18 protein-coding genes are annotated in these 20240 nt (G+C 48.3%); 9 read left to right on the top strand and 9 right to left on the bottom strand.

Annotated features, from left to right (window positions below; translation table 11 throughout):
* Nucleotides 1-94 precede the first annotated feature (94 nt).
* On the top strand, nt 95-385 hold the full coding sequence (locus DU002_RS18195; RefSeq protein WP_114339883.1) for a co-chaperone GroES: 291 nt from the start codon (nt 95-97) through the stop codon (nt 383-385).
* 54 nt (nt 386-439) lie between these two features.
* Nucleotides 440-2098 carry a chaperonin GroEL gene (groL, locus tag DU002_RS18200; RefSeq protein ID WP_114339884.1) on the top strand — a complete coding sequence of 553 codons (1659 nt, stop codon included), beginning with the start codon at nt 440-442 and terminating at the stop codon, nt 2096-2098.
* 934 nt (nt 2099-3032) lie between these two features.
* Here the strand turns inward: groL and DU002_RS18215 are convergent.
* The 3 genes from DU002_RS18215 to DU002_RS18225 form a co-directional block, all read right to left on the bottom strand.
* Nucleotides 3033-3545 carry a hypothetical protein gene (locus DU002_RS18215; protein ID WP_114339887.1) on the bottom strand — a complete coding sequence of 171 codons (513 nt, stop codon included), beginning with the start codon at nt 3543-3545 and terminating at the stop codon, nt 3033-3035.
* A 464-nt stretch (nt 3546-4009) separates the two neighbouring features.
* The gene (locus tag DU002_RS18220; protein WP_114339888.1) at nt 4010-4561 is read right to left on the bottom strand and encodes a recombinase family protein; all 552 of its coding nucleotides are present in this window, start codon (nt 4559-4561) and stop codon (nt 4010-4012) included.
* A gap of 163 nt (nt 4562-4724) precedes the next feature.
* Nucleotides 4725-5990, bottom strand: coding sequence for a tyrosine-type recombinase/integrase (locus DU002_RS18225; RefSeq protein WP_158538138.1), 1266 nt, complete (start codon nt 5988-5990; stop codon nt 4725-4727).
* A gap of 315 nt (nt 5991-6305) precedes the next feature.
* Here DU002_RS18225 and DU002_RS18230 point away from each other — a divergent pair, with 315 nt between their 5' ends.
* Nucleotides 6306-7019, top strand: coding sequence for a MipA/OmpV family protein (locus DU002_RS18230; RefSeq protein WP_114339890.1), 714 nt, complete (start codon nt 6306-6308; stop codon nt 7017-7019).
* A gap of 65 nt (nt 7020-7084) precedes the next feature.
* On the opposite strand, the gene DU002_RS18235 is transcribed toward DU002_RS18230, so the two are convergent.
* The 3 genes from DU002_RS18235 to epmB form a co-directional block, all read right to left on the bottom strand.
* Nucleotides 7085-7336 carry a hypothetical protein gene (locus tag DU002_RS18235; protein WP_114339891.1) on the bottom strand — a complete coding sequence of 84 codons (252 nt, stop codon included), beginning with the start codon at nt 7334-7336 and terminating at the stop codon, nt 7085-7087.
* 115 nt (nt 7337-7451) lie between these two features.
* A complete protein-coding gene (locus tag DU002_RS18240) occupies nt 7452-7775 on the bottom strand; it encodes a prephenate dehydrogenase (RefSeq protein WP_114339892.1) in 324 nt (107 codons plus the stop codon).
* 76 nt (nt 7776-7851) lie between these two features.
* The gene (gene epmB, locus DU002_RS18245) at nt 7852-8916 is read right to left on the bottom strand and encodes an EF-P beta-lysylation protein EpmB (protein ID WP_114339893.1); all 1065 of its coding nucleotides are present in this window, start codon (nt 8914-8916) and stop codon (nt 7852-7854) included.
* A 32-nt stretch (nt 8917-8948) separates the two neighbouring features.
* Here epmB and efp point away from each other — a divergent pair, with 32 nt between their 5' ends.
* Together efp and DU002_RS18255 are read left to right on the top strand one after the other, a co-directional pair.
* Complete coding sequence (gene efp / locus DU002_RS18250; protein ID WP_114339894.1) at nt 8949-9515, top strand: elongation factor P; 567 nt, start codon at nt 8949-8951, stop codon at nt 9513-9515.
* 111 nt (nt 9516-9626) lie between these two features.
* Complete coding sequence (locus DU002_RS18255; protein ID WP_114339895.1) at nt 9627-10166, top strand: hypothetical protein; 540 nt, start codon at nt 9627-9629, stop codon at nt 10164-10166.
* Nucleotides 10167-10219: 53 nt separating this feature from the next.
* Here the strand turns inward: DU002_RS18255 and DU002_RS18260 are convergent, their stop codons facing one another.
* Complete coding sequence (locus tag DU002_RS18260) at nt 10220-11248, bottom strand: porin (protein ID WP_114339896.1); 1029 nt, start codon at nt 11246-11248, stop codon at nt 10220-10222.
* 258 nt (nt 11249-11506) lie between these two features.
* On the opposite strand from DU002_RS18260, the gene DU002_RS18265 reads away from it, so the two are divergent.
* The 3 genes from DU002_RS18265 to DU002_RS18275 all read left to right on the top strand — a co-directional run bounded on the left by DU002_RS18265 (nt 11507) and on the right by DU002_RS18275 (nt 15069).
* Nucleotides 11507-12067, top strand: a complete 561-nt coding sequence (locus tag DU002_RS18265; RefSeq protein ID WP_130566187.1) for a hypothetical protein — start codon at nt 11507-11509, stop codon at nt 12065-12067.
* A gap of 298 nt (nt 12068-12365) precedes the next feature.
* Nucleotides 12366-13550 (top strand): maltose/maltodextrin ABC transporter substrate-binding protein MalE, encoded by a 1185-nt coding sequence (gene malE, locus DU002_RS18270; RefSeq protein WP_114339898.1) that lies wholly within the window; start codon nt 12366-12368, stop codon nt 13548-13550.
* 88 nt (nt 13551-13638) lie between these two features.
* Nucleotides 13639-15069 carry a glycoside hydrolase family 13 protein gene (locus DU002_RS18275; protein WP_158538140.1) on the top strand — a complete coding sequence of 477 codons (1431 nt, stop codon included), beginning with the start codon at nt 13639-13641 and terminating at the stop codon, nt 15067-15069.
* Nucleotides 15070-15162: 93 nt separating this feature from the next.
* Here DU002_RS18275 and DU002_RS18280 read toward each other — a convergent pair whose 3' ends face one another.
* Together DU002_RS18280 and DU002_RS18290 are read right to left on the bottom strand one after the other, a co-directional pair.
* On the bottom strand, nt 15163-15975 hold the full coding sequence (locus tag DU002_RS18280) for a carbohydrate-binding protein (RefSeq protein WP_158538142.1): 813 nt from the start codon (nt 15973-15975) through the stop codon (nt 15163-15165).
* Nucleotides 15976-16352: 377 nt separating this feature from the next.
* On the bottom strand, nt 16353-17291 hold the full coding sequence (locus DU002_RS18290) for a DMT family transporter (RefSeq protein WP_114339901.1): 939 nt from the start codon (nt 17289-17291) through the stop codon (nt 16353-16355).
* A 745-nt stretch (nt 17292-18036) separates the two neighbouring features.
* Between DU002_RS18290 and DU002_RS18295 the strand changes: the two genes are divergently transcribed.
* Entirely contained in the window at nt 18037-20211 is a 2175-nt protein-coding gene (locus DU002_RS18295; protein ID WP_114339902.1) for a S46 family peptidase, read from the top strand.
* Nucleotides 20212-20240: the final 29 nt, after the last annotated feature.

A 20240-nucleotide genomic window follows, 5' to 3' on the forward strand; every position in this document is an offset into this window, starting at 1 on the left:
TGGTTTTTTTCTACCCATCCCCATCTTAAATCCACCAGCGTCCTCAAGTGGCGCTTCTTATATCAACTAAAGGTTAATCTCGGGAGATCAATAGATGACTATCCGTCCATTACAAGACCGTGTTGTGGTTAAACGTTTGGAAGAAGAATCTACGTCAGCAGGCGGTATTGTCCTGACTGGCAGTGCTGCTGAAAAGTCCAGCAAAGGTGAAGTTGTAGCAGTAGGCGCTGGCCGCACCCTTGATAACGGTGACACTCGTGCCGTTGCCGTGAACGTTGGTGACACAGTTCTGTTCGGTGGTTACGTCGAAAAAGCCCACAAAGTTGATGGTCAGGAGTTACTGATCATGAAAGAAGACAACGTACTGGCAGTGATTGAAGCGTAAGTAATACGCGTATTCAGGTAATCAGAACGCTAAAGAATTTGAGGAAAGAGAAAAATGGCTGCAAAAGAAGTCAAATTTGGTGAAGACGCACGCGTAAAAATGCTGGCTGGTGTAAACGTACTGGCTAACGCAGTAAAAGTTACTCTGGGCCCTAAAGGTCGTAACGTCGTTCTGGATAAGAGCTTCGGTGCACCTACCGTAACTAAAGACGGTGTTTCTGTGGCAAAAGAGATCGAGCTGGAAGACAAGTTCGAAAACATGGGCGCACAGATGGTAAAAGAAGTTTCTTCTAAGACCTCTGATGATGCCGGTGATGGCACCACCACTGCGACAGTACTGGCACAAGCGATCGTCAACGAAGGTGTTAAAGCCGTTGCTGCTGGCATGAATCCAATGGATCTCAAGCGCGGCATCGACAAAGCGGTTATCGCTGCGGTTGCTGAGCTGAAAGAACTCTCTGTACCTTGTGCTGACAGCAAAGCGATTGCTCAGGTAGGTACTATCTCTGCTAACTCTGACGCTCATGTTGGCGAAATCATCGCTACTGCGATGGACAAAGTCGGCAAAGAAGGCGTTATCACAGTTGAAGATGGCCAGGGTCTGGAAAATGAACTGGACGTGGTTGAAGGTATGCAGTTTGACCGTGGCTACCTGTCTCCTTACTTCATCAACAACCAGGAAACTGGCAATGTTGAACTGGAAAGCCCGTTCATCCTGTTAGTTGACAAGAAAATCTCCAACATCCGTGAACTGCTTCCTGTTCTGGAAGGTCTGGCAAAAGCAGGTAAGCCACTGCTGATTATTGCTGAAGACGTTGAAGGCGAAGCGTTGGCAACCTTGGTTGTAAACAACATGCGCGGCATTGTGAAAGTGGCTGCTGTTAAAGCACCTGGCTTCGGTGACCGTCGTAAAGCGATGCTGCAAGATATCGCTGTGTTGACTGGTGGTACGGTTATTTCTGAAGAAGTTGGTTTGGATCTGGAAAAAGCGACATTGGAAGATCTGGGTACAGCTAAGCGTGTGGTTATCAACAAGGATAACTCAACCATTATTGATGGTGCAGGCGACGCTGAGATGATTGAAGGCCGTGTTGGTCAAATTCGTCAGCAAATCGAAGAAGCCTCTTCAGACTACGATCGTGAGAAACTGCAAGAGCGTGTAGCCAAGTTGGCTGGCGGTGTTGCTGTGATCAAAGTGGGCGCAGCGACTGAAGTTGAAATGAAAGAGAAGAAAGCGCGCGTAGAAGATGCATTGCACGCAACTCGCGCAGCCGTAGAAGAGGGCGTGGTTGCCGGTGGTGGTACTGCGCTGGTACGTGTTGCTGCGAAGATCGCCGAGCTGGAAGGCGACAACGAAGATCAGAACCACGGCATCAAGCTGGCTCTGCGTGCGATGGAAGCGCCTCTGCGTCAAATCGTAACTAACGCGGGTGAAGAAGCCTCTGTGGTAGCTAATAACGTACGTGGTGGCGAAGCTAACTACGGCTACAATGCTCAAACCGGCGTTTACGGTGACATGATCGACATGGGTATTCTTGACCCAACTAAGGTAACTCGTTCAGCACTGCAGTTTGCAGCGTCTGTGGGTGGCCTGATGATCACCACCGAAGCGATGGTGACTGACGTACCTCAAGAAGCAGCTGCTGGTGGCGCCCCAGATATGGGCGGCATGGGTGGTATGGGTGGTATGGGTGGCATGGGCGGTATGATGTAAGCTTCGCCCATCTGTTAAGAGCCTTTAATTTCAATGGGTTAGAGGTGTTGTCAGACCCGTTGTGGGGCGGCATTGTGGTACAGCAGTGTTGCCCCTTTTTGTGACCTATATCTCATCAAAAATGTTCCAACCTCGGAACAACCCCCTAAAGCTCTATCACCCTGTTAACCTCCGCAGCCTCAAGTCACTGAATGACAACTGAATTAGGTCAAAGGAGAAGTAATGGATCAGACCATGTTGGTAGAGGACTTTGTTTTGGACTCAATTGGATTAGAGAGCCTTCATAACGGAAAGCGTATCCCTCAAGTAAAACGTTGGGTCAGTTGCTCAGCTGGAGAGGCGGCGAAAACAATTGCTATGGGATTGCCAGCAATAACACTCTACGCTGGTTGTTGGAGAGGTGAGCTATCGTGAAATTCGAGGGAACACTAAAGGGGTTGATAAAACGTGTCGAGGGGCTTGGGTTCCCACTGGAAGAGGTCAAGGAGATACCCTACGGACATCAATTGGTCTGCTCGAAGGGTCTCAAATTAAGCTGGTGGCCTAGTAAGGGGACGGTTTTGGCACAAGGCAAGGCAGGTGCTAAATGGGAATTGGAGTGGGATTGGGGAGATACGGAGCAGTTCTGAGTGTGTGGTAGGTGTCGCTGGAACGTGAATAGTATCTTCTACAGAAGCGTCTTGAGGGTGTCGAATTTGTTCACTCTGAACTTTTTGGCCACTCTCTTATGCGTCGCTACGTGAAACCTGAAGGGCTATCCCTGCTGAATCATATTTGAGGCACGTAGCGCTACCCAAGCTGTTCAATAAACGACCCCTTCTATCTAAAAACTTTTTTCTAAAAAAACTAGGGTGTCGTTTTTCAAAGGCTACAGAGGGCGGTGCTAGGCAAAGGGAGCCTTAGAAGTTACCCCCCTGATAATCATTGCGGGTATTTAGGCGGGAGTATTTTCACTACAGACCTTGTAGACAGCATCGAAGTATTCAACGGGGTTGGTAGTCATTCCGCTCTTCGTTGTATCAACAAAATAGTCTTTGTATCCACTGCCAAAAGTAACTCGAAATAAGTCACCCTCTTTGTCTCTCATAGCATCACAGGGTAATAGAAATACTTGGTAGCTGAAGCCTTCGTCGAAGTTGGTTGTACCCAAGCGCTCTCCCTTGAACTTACCCTTGGCATTCTTAACGTCTAGTTCAAACATATTGGTGATTGAGCCAACGACAAGGGTGAGTTGCACTTTCTTACCTATTACCACAGCTCTATCAACTCTTAGACCTGACTCCCAACCTTCTGGATAGACATAGACGGGGCTCAGTTTGGAGGTCTCGAAGACTGTCTTCTCGAAACCGTGTAGAGCGTCGACTTCTTTACGGCCTTCTAAGCTAGTTGATGCACAGCCTGATGCGGCTAGGAGGATGCCTGCTAGGAGGTACGTCCTTGTTTTCATTTCGATATACTCGCTTATTCCATTGAAGCATTACATTCTGCTAAATTACCATATACCTTGCAACCTTTATGTCAGATAGGAAGCTCTTGGAGGTGATGAACTAAGGGTCTGTAATCAGTAGTATTTTAACCCTACTATACACTTGGCATGGTAGGTGCTACGTGTGTACGTATCTCTACCTTGATCTTTAAGATCTCTTAGAGTCTCTTTAAGACTCTCTCTTAGTTATTTAGTAGTTATCTAGACTATAAGAGATCTTAGGGGTGCTCTTGCTAGGGGTCTCTAAGAATCGCTAGTTTCACTGGAATAGCCAAACAACGGCTGAGATAGCTGCTTGGGATGCCCGTAAGGTCTCCTGTGCGCACGCCTGAAGGCGCTTTGCTGTCTCGTCAGGGCAGCCCTTGCGGGGGGCTTCTTGGGTTTGCTCTAGCGGCCTCTTAATGATTATTTAAGATCTGATGATTTTAGGCCACCTGCTTCAGCACTCTCTGTACAGTTTTAGGGGAGCATCCGACTTGTTTTGCGATAGCTGTGTTAGTTAAACCTTCGCCCTTAAGTTTATGGATTTCAGCGTTACGACGCATATCTGATGTCCGACCCTTATAAACTCCCTTATCCTTCGCCTTAGCGATGCCTTCCGCTTGACGCTCCTTGATCATAGACCTCTCAAACTGAGCGACTGCTCCTAGCATATTCAACATCAGCTCAGACATAGGGCTTGTGTCGTTAGCTGAGAAGGTGAGGGATTCCTTACAGAAACGGACAGTCACACCCTTGTTGTTCAGTTCGAGTACCAGTGAGCGGAGGTCGTCGATGTTCCTAGCGAGGCGATCAATACTGTGAACAATAACTAAATCACCGTCTCTCACATAGTCCAATAGCTCCACTAGCGCGGGTCGCTCCTTACTCCCACCTGAGCACTTATCGGTGAAGGCTTTATCGTAAGTCTCACCGTCTAGCTGTCGATCTGTATTCTGGTCAGTGGTAGAAACTCGAATATAAGCGATAGTGGTCATTGGACTCTTTTTTTGGTCACTAGGGTCTAGAGGCTAGGAGCCTACCCAAGTTGAGCACTGATCGCAAGCCGCTAACCCGCATTCTACCGTTAGATAAGTGGACAGCCTTTAGGTGGTCAGTAGGGTATACCTTAGTGACCACAGCTTTTATCTGCTTCTTTGTCTATTGTTGGGAAGACTTAATCCACTCGATATCAATTTGGTCAGCTATCTTTTGGGCTGCTTCGGCAAGAAGTCCATAATCAGCTTTTGCGTAATAACCGAATGACATGGTGCTGCCAGTGGCATGGCCTACGATTGATGCCGCCTCAAATTCTTTAATACCCGCTCGTTGGGCTGCCGTCACATAATGAACCCTGAGGCTGTGGAACGTGCGTGCCTTATCAGTAGTTATATGTGCTGTTTTAAAGCGGCTAAAAGTTCGACTAGCGTCTTTACCTTCCAGTTCGATAAGTGAACCCTTGGAGCGACTATTGAGGCGCTCTGTGACGATTGAGCATGCCTGTTTTGGAATGGGAATGATCCGACTAGCCGATGCCGTCTTACCTTGAATAATCCTCATCAGGTAGCCATGCTCTGTATTCGTAATATCTTCAATCTGTACGTTACACAGTTCGCCTATTCTAGCTCCTGTATAGAGACCTAATCGGACTAGGTCGTGCAGGTTTGATTGGAGGTCTGCATTGAGAATAGATTGAAGTTCTAAGGCGCTGAATAGCTGCTTTTTCTCACCTTGTTGTGACGAAAAGTGCGAGAGGTCTAGGCTATGGAACGGACTTCTTTCCTTCTCAATATCACCCTGTTGATAGGCGTGTTTCCAAACCGACCTTAATCGGGAGAGGCGGGACGAAATAGTTGATTGGCTGAAATCTGTAGATAGAGATTCGACGTAGGCTACTACTTGTTTCTTATGGATACTGAGAAGCGCTATGTCGTTTTGCCGTATATGTCGCAAGAAGCTATCAACAGCTTGCGTGACTTTGTTAAGCGTATCAGCGGGTTTCTTGTTGTTACGCACTTTCCACGATAACAGGGTCTCACGTAGAGTTTGCGTGTACGCCTCTTTTTGACCGTGTACGACGTGGTTATAAGCTGCCGCAGCCACTAAATCCTTTTCCCTCTCATCTTCCGTAGATTTGTTGCTAAAGCCCTGATACTCCAACTCCCACATAGTCTCAGGGTCTTCTTTGCGTAGCTGATCTACTAGAGCCTTGAAACGTATCCTATCGGGATCGTAACTACTTGAGAGTTGAGCGCTGATCGTTGCTGTAATCTCGTCCCGACGGAGACGAGCTAATTTGAGGCTGTCTGTGTGAAGTGACTTTATAATGTCTGTTTGGTTGGGGTAGAGGTGTTGTAATGATGCAGGCACGCGGCGGCGATACCACCAGATATTTCCGCGTTTCTTGAGGTACTGATCCTTCGACATGATACAACTCCGTGATACAGCAACGTGGTACAGCATTTCGCCTTGGGAGCCGCATAATACAGGGGTTCCAGAGAAACACTAGGTGAGAGGGTAGTTTGATGTAGCCTTCCGCTTCCTAAGCGATCAAAAAACCCGCCATCTGGCGGGTTTTTTTATATCTGTTGGTAATGAAAAATTGCATTTACCGGTCTACTGATGACATGGCTGGTAGTGAAAAGTTCAGAGCCAGATCGATAAATTTGATCCATGCACGGAGATATCTCGTTCTCTGGCTATACTAAAAATCAAAACGATAAGAAACAGTAAGGGAAGCCAATGCGGAAAGTTGTAAAGGCGCTTAGCCTTGCGCTGCTTGTTAGCGGTGCCGCACAAGCGACTGAAGTCACTGATGGTGTGGCTACTGCAGGCGATCGTTTTCCGAATTTTCCCCTACTCTCCCAGCAACTTGCGCAGCAACCAGAAAAAGACCTACAGGTTGAATACCGAGGCGCACAATTTGTTGTCTCTGAAGCATCGTCACAACCGCTGTTTTCCAGTACCAAGCATTCGGTGGCAACGTTGGTGGAGCATAGTCAGGATCTGTGGGAGCCAGCGTTCGACTCCGCGGAAGAAAAAGATCGGGTCAACTTGGGCGCTGAGTATCGTTACCAGGACTTTTGGGGAACGGTGGCTGTGTCACTGGTATCAGAGCTCAGTGAGCAGGCGCGGGGAGAATACGGTAAGTTAAGTTACAGCTACCCTTTGCAGGTGACCGGCGATCTGAAGCTGTTTCCAGAAGTGAGTTACACCTATATGAACGGTGAGTACGCTGAGCATTATCTTGGCCAGCCATTGCTTGCTGAAGATGGTAGTGCGGTCACGGAGGGTGCATCCAAGGTGAGTGTCGGCGTTGCTGCAAAGCAGGGTCTCAGTGAAAGCTGGCAACTGAATTACAATGCCGCTGTTGGTAAGCTCGAAGCGAATGAAGCGAAAGCTGAGGCGCCAGTTTACGAATACACGTTAGGCGTTGGTGTGGCGTACAGCTTCTAGACAAGATCAGCGGTACCCTTTTTTACTCGATTAATTGTCCCTTTCTCTTTTCCTTTCACGCTCGCTTATACCAGTGCGGCGACCGCTCTATATAACTCAATTGCTCGGCTACGAGTGAGGTTGGACGCTTCAGCGGCCTGTCCTAAAGAGTTTGATACCTGCACGGATTCGGTTGCATCCTCCTCTGTCGTTTCTGACGAAGGCGGCGCTGCCACTACCTCACTGATACTGGCTAAGGCAGTTTGTTGCGCGTTATTACTCTGTGGTGGAAGCTGCTGCGTCACTGAGGCGGCGACGTTCGCATTTACGGGTTCCATTAACTTAAACCTATATCACCAAGCTGTAACGATGATCTGTTGAAAGCCTGCTCTAAGTTTAGTCGATTTTAACCCGCTTGCATGGGGCGAAGCCGCTGGAGAAAGAGTGGACCGCTTACTTGGCTTTTAGGTTGCGCTTAAATTCTGCCAGTGTGCGCAGGAGCAGTTCCAGTTTGCTTACCCATGTTTTTAGTTGTGCTTCGAATTTGTCGGGCGAAGCCGATTTCAGTGGTTCGATCTCGGCAGCGAGCTCTTCAACATAGGGAACAAATCTGATCGCTTCACATTCAAAGCCTTGATCTTTACGGAAAACGGCGTCGAACTTCCCGACATCAAGCTGCAGCATTTCGTTGAGTATGGCATCAGCATCAATTGCTTGTCGGTAAGCCTGTTTTAAATTGGCACTGAGGTGTTCAAAAAGCTGGTCATGGCTCGACATCTAAAGCGGTTCTCTCATATCAAAGGTATCTATAGTCGGTTGCTATTCTAGCGCTTTCTTCTGCACATGGGCAGTGTCAGCTTTGCTGGAAAAAATCGAGATCTGTTTGCTCAATAAATGGGTTAAAACCTAAATCTATGGGGGTTTTGCTTTGCTGTCCGGCTATTTCACGGACAAACTTGGGTACTAAGAAACCGGGTAGACGCTGCATCATTGCTTTGTTTAGCGCCTGTACCCGTGCTAGCGGCAAGTCAAAGTGTTCTGCTTGGGCGACCTTATCCATTAGATGTAGATAATAGGGTTGTATATCGGCTTCAAACAGGCGTTCGCTTAACGCACACAATGCATCGGCTGAGTCATTCACCTGTTGCAATAGTACGCTTTGGTTGAGCAGCCAGATCCCGGCTTGTTTTAGTTTCTGAGCTGCCCGTTGTAGTGCGTTATCAATTTCATTGGCGTGATTAATATGCAGCACCATTAATGCTTTTAATCTTGAGCTGGCTAAGCGACTGACGAGCGCATCGGTAATACGGCTTGGTATCACCACGGGTAAGCGCGTATGTATGCGCACACGGCGTAGATGGGGGATCTGCTCTAGCTGAGTCAGTAGCCAGTCAAGCTGCTGATCGTTGGCCATTAGCGGGTCGCCACCAGAGAGCAAAACCTCGTTAATCTCAGGGTGAGCCGCTATGTAGTCAAATGACTGTTGCCACTCCTGCTTGCTAGGGCTGTTATCGCCGTAAGGAAAGTGACGGCGAAAACAGTAACGACAGTTTACCGCACAGCCACCACGGAGGATCAGGAGGACACGGCTTTGATACTTGTGCATTAAGCCTGGTGCTTGGGTGTCATGTTCGCCAAGCGGGTCGCTAACATAACCGTTGGATGTAATGAGTTCATCGCTCAGCGGCAGAACTTGGCGTAGCAGTGGGTCATTCGGATCGCCTTTTACCATGCGATCGATAAATGGTTGAGGAACACGCATTGGAAATTGTTTTCTCGCCGCAAAGCCGTCGGCGAATGCAGTTTGATCTATCTCAAGCATGGTAAGCAAAACCGCCGGATCGGTGATCGCTTTTGCCAGCTCTTGTTGCCATGGTCGTTCACCCTCGAGGGGTTTTCGGGTTATCATCTGCGGCATTTGAAATAATCAGCTTTGGTAACGAGGTAGAAATGGCGACGTATAGTACCAACGAATTTCGTGGAGGGCTAAAGTTCATGCTGGATGGCGAGCCCTGTTCAATTATTGATAACGAGTTCGTTAAGCCTGGCAAGGGTCAAGCCTTTAACCGTGTAAAGATCCGCAAACTTATCTCCGGTAAGGTGTTGGAAAAAACTTTCAAGTCGGGCGAAACGGTCGAAGCCGCTGACGTCATGGATATTGAACTGGCTTACCTCTACAACGATGGTGAGTTCTGGCACTTTATGAACAATGACACATTCGAGCAGCTTGCGGCGGATGCTAAAGCGATCGGTGATCAAGAGAAGTGGTTGGTTGAGCAAGACGTTTGCACCATTACTACCTGGAATGAGAATCCAATCTCAGTGACTCCACCTAACTTCGTTGAACTGGAAGTGACTGAAACTGATCCCGGTTTGAAAGGTGATACGGCCGGTACCGGCGGGAAGCCAGCGACATTGAGCACCGGTGCTGTGGTACGTGTGCCGCTGTTTATTCAGATTGGTGAAGTAGTGAAAGTAGATACTCGTACCGGTGAATACGTTTCCCGAGTGAAGTAGCTTATTGATTGCTCGAAAATGAAAAGCCGCTCTGTGTAGCGGTTTTTTTATTAGTTATCAACTGGTCTGCAGCTGATTATTTGAATGATTCCCAAGGATGGCTCGATAAAAATGGATATTTTTTCTCGCTTACGTTTTGTATTTCTTCTCGCAACGCTCACTCTGACTCCCTCTATTGTTTTGGCAGATGAAAAGCCAGATCTGTCAGCTTTAAGCATGGTGGAGTTAATCAATGGCTTTTACAGCAATGTGAGCTGTGGTCCAGGCGGCGCGATGGAATCCCCATATTCAACCGATGATCAAGTATTTTTTAATACATACAAGAAATGTATCAAGCTGAATTACCACTATCTCAAAGCGATAGCGAAATTGGCGCCTGCTTATTATGAGGCGTATAAGCAGGTTGAATCTGACCCTTGGATTATTGCTGACCTTGCGAGCATAAAGAAAGCGTTTGATGAGGTAGGCCAAGGCGAAGCAGCTTGGGATGCTTTTTTTGCTAGCGCCAACACTTTTGATTATGACGTGTTAACAGATAAACAACACGAGCTTTTGGGTGAAGCTCTTATCCACTTACTTGGTGCGCCTTATGCAGTTGGTGAGCTGAATGGAGGCCTAAATATCACGGATCCCGATCCAATGTTGGATTAATGGTGAACGTCCCTGTTCTGGCAACGACTCCCTAAAACTTATTTCAAGATCTCTTAGAAGCTGTGACTGATGCCGACTGAGAAGTAGTCAGAGTCCGATTTACTACTGCTATTGGCGGCGGTACGGTCGGTGTACCAGGCATAAAGCGCGGTCTTTTTGCTGAAGTCATAGCTGGCCCCAACGCTATAACCCTCTTTAAAATCGGCCGCCGGACGGGAACCATCAACGTGTTCCAGTTTGTGCATATCACTTTGTTGATATTGGCTACGTAGTGACACGTTATGGGTCAGTTGATAGGCCGCACTTGCCAACCAGCCTGATTGAGCGCTGCCTGTACCATCAGAGCGTTCAGATTCTTGCCACATACCGCCGACGGTTAGGTTGGCTAACCTGGCTTGAGCCGTGGTGCGAATCGTATCGAAATTATTTACATCATCGTCATAAGCGACAGCGGCATAGAATGGCGTGCTGTTTAACTTACTGTCGCCATACATCAAGGCGGTAGAGAAGCCATCACTGTCGCTTTCACCGTTGACGGAGTCACTTTCGTTATCTGCGCCGGTGGCCACCCAGGTCATGCCTAACGTAAAGCCGGCAAGGGACGGGCTTATGTAAGTCAGGGTTTCGGACATACGGTTTTCGCCGACAAACATATATTTCAGATCCCCTTCAAAATCGTTGAACTGATCGACTTTGCCCTGACTCATTTTTAGCATGGTGTCATGGCGGCCAATCTTACCCGTACCAAAAGTTTTACTGTGAAGACCGACAAATTGGTTTCGGTTTTTGATGGTGTCATCGCCATCTTCGATCACCGCTTCGTATTCGAGTTGGTAGATAACTGATAGGTCGTCATTAACGCCGACATCGCCTTTTAGTCCGAAACGCGAAGCGTTACTCGACATATCCGTAAATGAGCCATCACCTTCGTCGGAAACTTGCCATGACAAGTTGAGCTTGCCGTATACCTGTACGCCGTTGAGTATCTCATCAACGCCGACATTGGCATGTGCTGTCAGGGGGATGGATGCGCTGGTGAGGAATGCAATAGTGATAGGACTGCGTTTAACAATGGACTGCATTTAAAACTCCTGTACTTCATTAGTTCTCAGTGAGTAGTGCTGAAGTTTGGCCACTGTTTATGACAAATATATGTCCATAACATGCTGAATAATAAGAAAGTTGTTGGGTTTTTGTTGCGTTTGTTTTAACTTGTGTCGGCAAGTGCCTCAATGGTTATCGGCTTACGTTTAATGTTTTACAAAAGTATGATTTGATAGCAATTCGCTAGAATCTTGATCAGCTACACTAAAGACGATGACGCCATAAGGACAAACACTATGTGTAGGAAAAAGCACCTGGGATGGTGCGCGCTGTTGTTCGGAGGGATGTTGATGGCAGAGGTTGCCGCGGCGGAGGTGCCCCCGATGAAATCTGAACAGATAACACAGTGGTTAGCTGCCGCTCCGGCGGTTTATCAGTGGAGCAGGGAGCACCCAGAAACGGCATCAGCTCATCAAATTACTGATATCACCCAGTTATCAGAAGTGTTTAGCCAACGAGTGAGGGCGTCAGGCAAAGATTCCGAAGCGTTAAGTCAATTATTGTCCAAGCACGGTTTCAATAACTATGATGAGTGGTCGCAGATGTTTGAGCGACTGATGTTGGCGGTTAGTGCCCTAAATATGCGAGCCAAGAATATTGGTCCGTCGTTACGCGACGCGATGACACAGTTGGCTAACGATCAAGATATAGATGAAGAAACCCGCGATCGCTTGCTGCAAGAGTATGCTGCAGTGATGAAAACCATCGAGGTGCTGGAAACGGTACCGGATGAAGATATTAATGCGGTGGCGCCGTTCGAGCCGCAGATCCGTGCATGGCTGGATTCAGCTAGATAGCTCTAGGTTTGGACTTAGGGCTGAACGCGCTATTCATCGTTGATTGTGCTTGCTTGGCAAATCACTGATGCCTATTTTTTCCGTTCTCTAATTGGGCGAGGTAGTTATGCCCTGCTCCTTGCTCGACATTAGCGGCCAAGGATCGCCCTCGCGGCGGCCTATTCTTATTTTAGTATTGCCGCAAATAACTTTAATGCGAATGTGATCCAGATCTTTCGCTGCCATGTTACCGGTTGCAATGTGGCGATGGCTGACGGATTCTTGGCCAATTGGAATTGATGGAGTGGGACAAATAATAATGATAAAAAAAATAGGGAAGCCCTTTACGCTGGCCGCATTGCTATGTGGTGTTCTCGGTCAACCTGCTAACGCTGGCATGGTAGAGGGCGAGATCACTATCTGGATCGGCAAAGGTGCTGAGCAGATGAAGCAGATCGCCGCTCAGTTCAGTGCTGATACCGGCGTGGTGGTAAATGTTGAGAGCCCTGTCGATTCCACGAAACAGTTTGAAATTCAGGCCGGTGCAGGTGATGGCCCTGATATCTATTTTTGGCCCCACGACCGCATGGGTGATTGGGCTCGTGGCGGCTTGATTAGCGAAATTAAGCCATCTCCGGAACTGCGTGCTTCAGCCATTGACTATGCCTGGGACGCAGTGACTGTCGATGGGCGCGTGTATGGTTATCCCATTGCGATTGAAGCGATCAGCCTTATTTACAACAAAGCACTTATCGATACGCCGCCCGCTTCGTTTGAGGAGATGTTCGCACTTGATAAGAAGCTTATGGCAGAGAAAGGTGTCAACGCTATTTTATGGGATTACAACAACACCTATTACACCTGGCCTTTGTTGGCCGCTAATGGCGGTTATGTGTTTGCCCGTAAGGACAGTGGGTATGATGTCAAAGATACCGGGGTGAACAAACCGGGCGCTAAGGTGGGAGCCAAGCTGTTAAAGCGGATGCTGGATGAGGGCTTGATGCCACGCAATAGTGACTACTCCATCATGGAGATGAAGTTTAAGAAGCAAGAGATCGCTATGATGCTCAATGGTCCTTGGTATTGGGACGATCTGCAGAAAGAGGGGATCGACTTCGGCGTGACACCTTTGCCAACGGTGGATGGACATCCGGCCAAGCCATTTGTTGGGGTATGGGCTGCGATGATTAATTTGGCTTCGCCTAATGCGTTGTTAGTAAAAGAATTGCTGAACAATTATCTGATGACGGAAGAGAACCAGCGTTTGCTTTATACCAGCGGCGAGCTGGGCGCGATGGCAAATAAAAACTTGCAGAAAGAGCTAGAAAAAGATCCCATGGTGCAGGCTGTTTATGCCAGTGCTGCAATGGGTGAGCCGATGCCGAATGCAGCAGCGATGGGACGCTTTTGGTCATCGATGGGCACCATTATTTCTAATATCACTACCGGACGTCAGCAAGTGGATAAAGCGCTGGATACTGCGGCGAAACGTATTATTCGCTAATCTGAAGATGGTAATGCTAACGTAAATAGTAAGAGAGGCCGGCCACTGTGCCGGCTTTTTTGACTCAGGCACAAGGAATCCAACACACATGAGCGAACAAGCGATAGGCCCTGACTGGGTAAAAGAAGCGGTGTTTTATCAGATCTTTCCAGACCGCTTTGCCCGTGGCAAAGAGATCTCTCATAGCCCAGGGTTAGTGTTTAAACCTTGGGGGGCAGATCCGGCAGAACAGGGCTTTCAAGGGGGCGACCTTTACGGTGTCATCGATAACCTGGACTACTTGAAATCACTGGGTGTTACCGCTATCTATTTGTGTCCTATTTTTGCCAGTGCCTGTAATCACAGGTACCACACATTTGATTACATGCAGGTAGATCCGCTGTTAGGAGGTAACGACGCCCTACGCAAATTGCTGGACGAAGCCCATGCCCGAGATATGAAAGTGGTACTGGACGGTGTGTTTAATCACGCCAGCCGCGGGTTTTGGGCGTTTCATCATATCTTGGAGAATGGTGGTGATTCGCCTTATATCGACTGGTTTAAAGTACAGGATTGGCCACTTCGCCCGTACAGTAGTGATGAAGATAATCCACCAAACTACGATGCTTGGTGGAATTTGCCTGCATTGCCGAAGTTTAATCACCAAAATCCAGGTTGGCGTGCACACATCTTCGATGTCGCAGAATACTGGCTGAAGTTTGGTATCGATGGCTGGCGTCTCGATGTGCCAAGAGAGATCGAAGATGATGATTTTTGGCGTGAGTTCCGTGCTCGTTGTAAGGCGGTGAATCCTGACGCCTATATTTGTGGTGAGATCTGGATGAAAGCTCAGCGTTGGCTGCAGGGTGATATGTTTGACGCCACCATGAACTACATTCAAGCCTGCGCCACACTCAGCTATATCGGCGCCGACAGTTGGAATGGTTACCGTCGTAACAATCTGGAAGTGTCCCCGATGGGCGCCGACAGCTTTGTTGAAGTGATGGAAGATATGTATGCCAGCTATGCTTGGGGCATCAACGAGATGCAGCTTAACCTGCTTGGTAGCCATGATATGGCTCGGCCTTTGTGGATCATGGGTGAAGACAAAAAGGCGATGAAACTGGCTTTGCTAACCATGTTTGCTACGCCGGGGGCGCCTTGTATTTACTATGGTGACGAGATCGGTATGTCAGCCGGTGACGATCCTTATTGTCGTGAAGGTTACCCGTGGGATGAGCCGGAAAAACAAGATAGAGCGTTATTCCAATTTATTGCGCAACTTGCGGAAGTGAGAAAAGGCTCGGCAACGCTGTGTCATGGTGAAATTCAGTTCCTTTCGCCACAACAGAATTGTGTGTTGTTTACCCGGAAATATCAGGGTGACACCCTGTTGGTGGCACTCAATCCAAATCAGCAAGCGGTGTCGTTAACGTTGCCGAAAGATGGGGAACTGCTTTTCCAATTGGGCGACAAGATCTCGATTGCGACAACTACGCTCTGTTTGAGTGCGCAATCTGCCGCCATTGTTAAGCTGTAAAGCGGTTACTAGTTAACTGGATTAACATGTTTAGTTATTGAAAAGCACCGGTCGTTTGCCGGTGCTTTTTATTTGGAGAACGAGGATTGCTATTTACTGTACGGGAACTTGGTAGTTATTACCGAAGTTGTTATCCCAATAGGTTTCACCGTTCACAGTATAGGAAATGGCATAATCAACTTGCGTGGCAGAACTGTCTTGGGCTTCGTCGCCTCGGGTTGTGAATGCCCAGTATTCTGTGCCGTAATCGTTAGGATAATGGATACTGGCATAGCCTAAGTAGCGCTGTGCTTGAAATACTGCGTCACCAACATAAGTAGTCGCCCAGTTGTCATAGGAGTAGTGGATCTTCACCTCTTTGGCATAGCCTAGGTTTTGCAGGAAGAGGCTGACTCTAAAACTGCCAGGTACCTTGGTTTCTTGACCGTTGTAGTTGTACACCGAAGGCTTGGATGCGACGGAAAAGTCTGCATAAACTGGCGTAGTGATTTGCTCACCCTCACCGACAAACAAGCGATAGTTCTGGCCATCGTTGTTATCCCAGTAGGTGGTGCCATCGACTTCATATTTGATGACATATTCCAGTTCCAATGGCTCTTTCTTTTCATATGGGCTGCTGGTAACACGCTCCCAGCCGGCTTGCCAGAGTTCTTGGCTATTATCGATTGAACCTGCAAAAACTGCTGGGCGGTCATACCATATGCCATCGCTATCACGGTAGTGGATAGAGACTTTCTTATCATAGGCGAGGTTGTCCACACGGATATCGAAATTGAATGACTGCCAGTTGTATCCGTAGCGGCTGTGAAGGATGGATGAGCCTTTGATAAGGTCAACCGGGGCGGCAAATAATGCCGAGGTTGAAGAGATGAACAGAAGGGCGATGCTAACGACTAATTTTTTCATATATAACTCCGTAACTATATGATTAAAAACTAAAAAACAAAACATGCAAACTTTTACCTCTGCGTTTGCAGTTGTAACTCTGCGTGTGATTTGTGTCAAGCAAATGTTATTTTTGTGATCTTTTTCGCGCTGGCTAAAGCCAATCATGTCGTCACTATATTTTAAGCCAAATCCTACCTGTTTTTTGCACCTGAACAGCTGCATGATCCGGCCAGTGATGAACTGCAGTAGGCAAGAGGAGAGTGATCTATTTATGTTAGCGATATCTAAGATGGTGGGTGCTGAAATGGTGTTCAGATTGTCTGCTACTGCCAACCTGCTGCAGTCGCTGAACGAGCGACTGCAGCTGGTTGGATTCGTTGTTTGCTTAGCAGGGCTTAGTGTTTACTTTTCGTCACAGCCATAAAGGTGATAGGGACAACGACCATGGCTGTACCTAGCAGGTGCCAGATGGTGAAAGGTTCACCGAGTATCAGCACTGCTGCAATCGCGGTGCACACCGGCCCCAAAGAGCCTGTCACTGACGTCTTATCAGGCCCCACCAAGCGTATTGCATCGCTAAACATAAATGACGGTAACACGGTACAGAACAGGGCGATGATCAGCCCGTAACCGTAGACCGGTAGTGGCTGTTGCGTGATCACCAATAAGTTTGGCTGACTGAAGAGATAGTGCAGCAATATGCCGATACTTGCTGCCACCATGGCGACGATGGTGAATGCAGCACTACTGACTTTGTTGATCAGTGGTTTACTGAACACCATGTAGAAGGCAAATATGACCGCGCTGGTGGCGACTAATCCTGTGCCCAGCAGGATATGCTGGCCTTGCTGCTTCAGATCATGACCGACCATGACAGCGACGCCCGCCCAGGTGATGGGTAAGATCCAAAACATCTGTCGCGTTGGACGTTGTTTCATCCACCACCAGCTGAGCAAAACGGTGAAGGTTGGATAGGCAAATAGGACTAAGCGCTCCAACTGTGCGGGCACGTACTCTAAGCCCCACAGATCAAAGAAGCTGGCACCGTAGTAGCCCAGCAAACCAATAGCGGCAATAGGCATTCCGTGCCGTTTTAGCAGCTGGCTGCTAAGCCAGCCCTGATGCCAGCCCCAAGCTCCCAACGCCAGATATATCGGCAGTGAAAACAACATACGTAAGCTCATCAGGGTGACGCTGTCGACCTGATATTGATAAGCCAGCTTGATGAAGATGCCTTTGGCTGAAAACAGTGCCGTCGCGAAAGCGGCAAGCAAAATGCCTTTCGTCCGATCCTGGGTGGCGTTGTCTGGTAATGCTATGGGTGAGGTGGTCATCGCGCAGTTCCTTGTTGCGGCTGGGAAATGGACTGCGGAACTGGCGTTATTGACTGCGGGTTCCGCAGTCAATGGTGTTTTCAATCAGAACACGCGTAACTGCATCGGCTCTGCTAGGAGGAGCCAATGGTTGACGCTGAGCATGACTGATACGTTTGGCATGGGTGACCTATTAAATTGCTGAGCCTTTAAATTATGGTACTCACTGTCTGATGTAAAGTGAAAAGTCAGTTAGGCGAACCAGTGAAAAGAGAGGGGTCGCTATAGGGGCAAAAAAATGGGCGACTATTAAGTCGCCCGAAAGAAAGATTCCCGTTAACCTTACAAGCAACCTACCTGCTTATAAGATGACCTCTCGCCACTATGGAGGAGTCGATGCTCCGAACAACCACCCAGCGTAACGAAAGATGGTAGATCAGTTGTCATATGGGAGTGTGACAACAGACCGACCACGATGATCGTAGCAACCACGACCATCACATAAGTGATGCTGACTACCTTGCCTCACTCATTGAACAGCAGTTTATGATCGCTTTACCTTTTTGTAAATAAAAATCATTATCATTCGCATGTTTGAGATCAAGTAATTTGTAACTAAGGGTGTCTAAAGGCGGAGTTCAATTAATTCCCGCTTGCCAAAAGAGAGCATGAGATCGAAACTGCTCCAGATCCAAACGATCGAATATAAAACAACAAGCGGCAAAATAAGCTGCAAAAATACATAAATACTCTCCAGGAAGAAATAATGACACTCTCAAAACGCACTTTTTTAGGCGCTGCTATTGTCAGTATGGCGGCGTTCTCTGCGATTGCTGATGAAGGTATGTGGCAACCTCACCAGCTGCCGCAACTCGCTGATACGTTGACCAAGCGAGGCTTGGAAATTGCTCCGGAAAAACTCAGTAGTTTGACCGAATTCCCGATGAATGCGGTGATCAGCCTTGGCGGCTGTACCGCGTCTTTCGTCTCTCCTAAGGGCTTAGTGGTCACTAATCACCACTGTGCGTACGGCAGTATTCAGTTTAACTCCACCCCGGATCAGAACTATCTGGAAGATGGCTTTTTGGCTAAGCAGTTGGATCAGGAGCTGCCTGCGGCACCTGGTTCTCGAGTGTATGTCACAGAGTCAGTGACAGAGGTGACCGACCAGGTACTGGCGTCTGTTACCAGTAAAATGAATGGTGAACAACGTTATCAGGCGATTGAAGCGAAACGTAAAACGTTAGTTGCGGAGTGTGAGCAAGCCGCAGGCTATCGTTGTGATGTCGCCAGCTTCCACCATGGTTTAGAGTACTTTTTGACCAAGAAGTTGGAGATCCGTGATGTTCGTCTGGTACACGCCCCGGCCATGAGTGTGGGCAAGTACGGTGGTGACATCGACAACTGGATGTGGCCACGTCATACCGGAGATTACTCTTTTTATCGTGCCTATGTCGGGCCCGATGGGCAGCCAGCAGATTTCAGTAAAGACAACGTCCCTTATGAGCCGAAGAGCTTCTTGAAAGTGTCGGCGAAAGGCGTCGAAAAGGGCGATTTAGTGATGGTGGCTGGCTATCCGGGTCGTACCAATCGTTATCGTACCGCTGATGAAGTGCAAAATCAGTTTGAGTGGGCCTACCCTAATGGCCGCATTATGCGTGAAGCGTTGATCGACCTGATTAAGGTGACTGCAGAAGAGGGCTCTGATGCCCGTATCAAGTATGAGTCTACCCTTGCCAGTTTGGCTAACTACGCTAAAAACTTTCAGTCGATGGTGGAAAGCTACCATCACAGTGATTTTCTTAAGCGTAAGCAAAAGTTAGAAAAAGATCTCAACGCTTGGATCAAGGCTGATAAAAGCCGCCAGAAGCAGTATGGCAAGGCCGTCTCGTCGTTAGCCGAGCTGGTCGATCAATCGCAAAGTACCCAGGCTCGCGATCTGGTGTTCTACTACATGTACTACGCGCAGGCACCGCAGATGGCGAAGAAACTCTATCGTCTGGCGAATGAAAAACAGAAGCCTGATGCTGAGCGTGAGCCTGGCTATCAAGATCGCGATATGACACGCTTTAAAGCGTCTCTGGCACGAATGGATCGCCGCTACGCCCCAGAAGTGGATAAAGCGCTACTGATGTTCCTGCTTCAGGAATACGCAAAGCTACCAAAAGAGCAACGCCTGCCCACTATCGACAGCTTCTTCGGTATTACTGACAAGCTGGATAGCAAGGCGTTGAGCGCTCATTTGGATAAGCTTTATGCCAGCACCAAGATCGGTGATGCGGCGATGCGGCAGCAATGGATGGAAACCGATTTAGACGCACTGAATAAAGTGGACGACCCGTTTATTAAGTTTGCCCGTAGCACTTACCAAGAGCGGATGATGCTGGAAAAAGCCGACAAAGCACTGACTGGCGAGTTCCAGCAATGGCGTCCGCAATACATGGCAGCACTGATCGCGTTTGCCAAGAGCAAAGGTCAGCCGATCTATGCCGATGCCAACAGCACCCTGCGTGTTAGTCATGGTCAGGTGAAAGGTAATTCACCGCAAGATGGCTTAGTTAATCTGCCATTCACCCGTCTGGAAGGCATTGTTGGTAAAGACACCGGCGTTGAACCATTCAATGCACCTGCAAAACAGCTGCAGCTGATCACCAGCAAAAAGTACGGTGATTATCTGTTGCCATCATTAGGTTCGGTGCCAGTGAACTTCCTGTCTACCGTAGACACCACAGGGGGTAACTCTGGCTCGCCAACGCTCAATGGCCGTGCTGAACTGGTCGGTTTACTGTTTGATGGGGTGTATGAAAGCATTATCGGTGATTGGGACTTCAACGATGATCTCAATCGCTCCATCCACGTCGATACGCGCTATATGTTGTGGGTGATGAAATATGTGGATGGTGCCGACAATCTGATCGAAGAGATGGATATCGTCGAGTAGAGGTGACAAAATTTCAGCGAAAAGAGCCT

The sequence above is a fragment of the Corallincola holothuriorum genome (assembly GCF_003336225.1).
In the GTDB taxonomy this organism is placed as follows: Bacteria; Pseudomonadota; Gammaproteobacteria; order Enterobacterales; family Neiellaceae; genus Corallincola; species Corallincola holothuriorum.